We start from the raw sequence: 2,180 nt of genomic DNA on the forward strand, positions 1-2,180 counted from the left end.
GGTTTTAAGTGGGTGGCAGCACTCGAAACAAAACGCCTCCAAATATTACCACCTGTAGAGCTGCGCTCAATACCGTTTTTCAAGTCGCGAAAACGGCCTGTGATTTACACAACATTGGGTAACGCGGCGGACCTGGGCGCAGTGCGACCGCAACGAACCAGCAGCTAACGAGAGCAGACCGGGAGCTGTAACGACATGGGGCGCGCTGGTGGCCGTGTGAGCAGTAAGCCGGGCCATCTGCGCGGGACAATCTGAACATCAGGGCGTTGCCCCGATACCCCTAACCCCTCTTTATTTGTGCTTTGAGCGCCGCTATTTCGAGCCGGTGGCACTTCTCTATCAGCGCCCTGTTTTCAGCTTGTAAGCGCGTATTCTCAGCAGAGAGCGTTTCATTTTGGGTAGCGAGTGAGTTCATTAAATCCTCACGTTTTTTCTTGAAGTTAGCTTGTCGTTCTGCATTCGTTAGAGTCATATTTTTTCCTGTTTTGATTAAGTTACCAACTAATTGTAATTCGTTACTAACGAGTTTATAACTATTTATTTTTTGTTGATAACTTGTGGATAACTTATCGAAAAAAGTTATCCACAATTAGCAAATTTGCTTATTGCAGGATAGGCGGAGCACCGGGTTTTTGTGCCACACCTTTGATTCCGTCCAGGTAGAGCAAAACAGCAGGCCAGCCAGAACTGGCAGCAATCGACAGAACCGACCCACGACCTTCGACCGCCAGGACATCGCGCCATTGTTCTATCGTGATGGTGCCGAGCCAGACAGCAAAATCGTCCTCTTTTTCTGCAGCCAGTTCCTCATCGTTTTTCTCGCCGATGGCATACCGTTTTTTTAATCCACGAGACCAGTGGAGTTGCCTTTTTCCTTTGAATACTTCAGCAAAGTGCCTGAAAAGCGCCGCCGCTTGCTTGTCTTCAGGGTCTTCCAGGACCGCGCGGAGGAAGTCGAAAGGCGTTTCCCCGTGGAGAGCCTTTTTCGTGTGGCCTTTGGTCATTTCGTCCTCCAGTCCCCACTTGCTGACGTACTGGGCAGCGTGTGAGCCGTCATCGAGTTTGAGGCCGTGCGCGAGGGATGGTTTACCCAGTCCAGCCTTGACGCAGCAGGCCGCCCACCGGGTGTAGAGGGTGATGATCCAATCCAGCACGGGAGGAGCTTCCTGAACCGTCAGATCGACGCCAGCGCCGCAAAACAGCAGCACGTGATAGTGGGGATGCCATCCGTTGTTTTGAGGGCTCTTACGCCCGTGTGTGACTTCCAGCGCCCTAATTTGACCAATCACCCCCATGGTTTCAAAAACGGCTTTGACCTGGCGGTCATTCCAAAACCCATTGAGCGCCTTAGCCTGTTTCGTCAGCAGTTCGCGCAGGTCATCGCCACGTTGATGTGGAGAGGTGAGGGTAAGCATGTTGACGCAGCCGCCGGTGGCTTTGTGGGCAGTCATGGCCGCCACGATTTCAACCCTTCGACGTTCGGCAATCTTGGCAGCGCAGACCGGACAAATCCAGACCGAGCCGCAGGTTTGAAGGCCGTTGTAGGAGGTCGTTCCATGCTCGATGGACTTGTGGACTTGAATCTGTTTTCCGCCCTGACGGACGCGCAGACAGTTGTTTGTCCGTGATTCAGGGAGCAGCTTTCGGGTGACGCTCTGGACGATAAATCGCTGGAGCCGTCCGGCCATCGGGTCGATGAATCCGAGGATTTCCCCCGTGTCAGGGTCTATTTTTTGGGCCGTGTTTTTATATTTCGCATCTGTACCAAGGCGGAGGCCCGTTTCACGCCCACGCGGCCCGGTGCTCGTACCTCCCCCCCCACCACGCGGCCCTGCAACGGGCGACGCTACGCGCACTGATGCGCTCTTAAAACTCGTGGGTGCTGTGTGCTTAGACATGCTGCGCGGTGGCGCAGGCAGGGTCAATCTTGTATGATTTGTGCATGTGCTTTTTCAATCGATAGTTGAAGAAGCGCCAGAGGCCCGCAAGTTTTCCAAGGACTTGTGGGCTTCGTCTTTTGTGCTGCCGAGATAGATTTAATTTGCCGAGAAATTTGTTCTCATATGGCGCCAGATTGGACGGGCAGGTTTTAAGTGGGTGGCAGCACTCGAAACAAAACGCCTCCAAATATTACCACCTGTAGAGCTGCGCTCAATACCGTTTTTCAAGTCGCGAAAACG

The 2,180-nt window shown here is 53.2% G+C and carries 2 protein-coding genes; both read right to left on the reverse strand.

The features are described 5' to 3' along the window. Window positions 1-280 precede the first annotated feature (280 nt). A complete protein-coding gene (locus tag RCH06_RS17755; RefSeq protein WP_327082789.1) occupies window positions 281-472 on the reverse strand; it encodes a hypothetical protein in 192 nt (63 codons plus the stop codon). A gap of 130 nt (window positions 473-602) precedes the next feature. Further along, a complete protein-coding gene (locus RCH06_RS17760) occupies window positions 603-1,688 on the reverse strand; it encodes a protein rep (protein WP_327082790.1) in 1,086 nt (361 codons plus the stop codon). Window positions 1,689-2,180 lie beyond the last annotated feature (492 nt).

Origin of the sequence: Polaromonas sp. CG_9.5 (genome assembly GCF_035984465.1) — a bacterium.
Classification (GTDB): Bacteria; Pseudomonadota; Gammaproteobacteria; order Burkholderiales; family Burkholderiaceae_C; genus Polaromonas.

Coding starts and splice junctions, on each gene's coding strand:
- RCH06_RS17755 (WP_327082789.1), bottom strand. CDS start 472: ATGACTCTAACGAATGCAGAACGACAAGCTAACTTCAAGAAAAAACGT.
- RCH06_RS17760 (WP_327082790.1), bottom strand. CDS start 1,688: ATGGCCGGACGGCTCCAGCGATTTATCGTCCAGAGCGTCACCCGAAAG.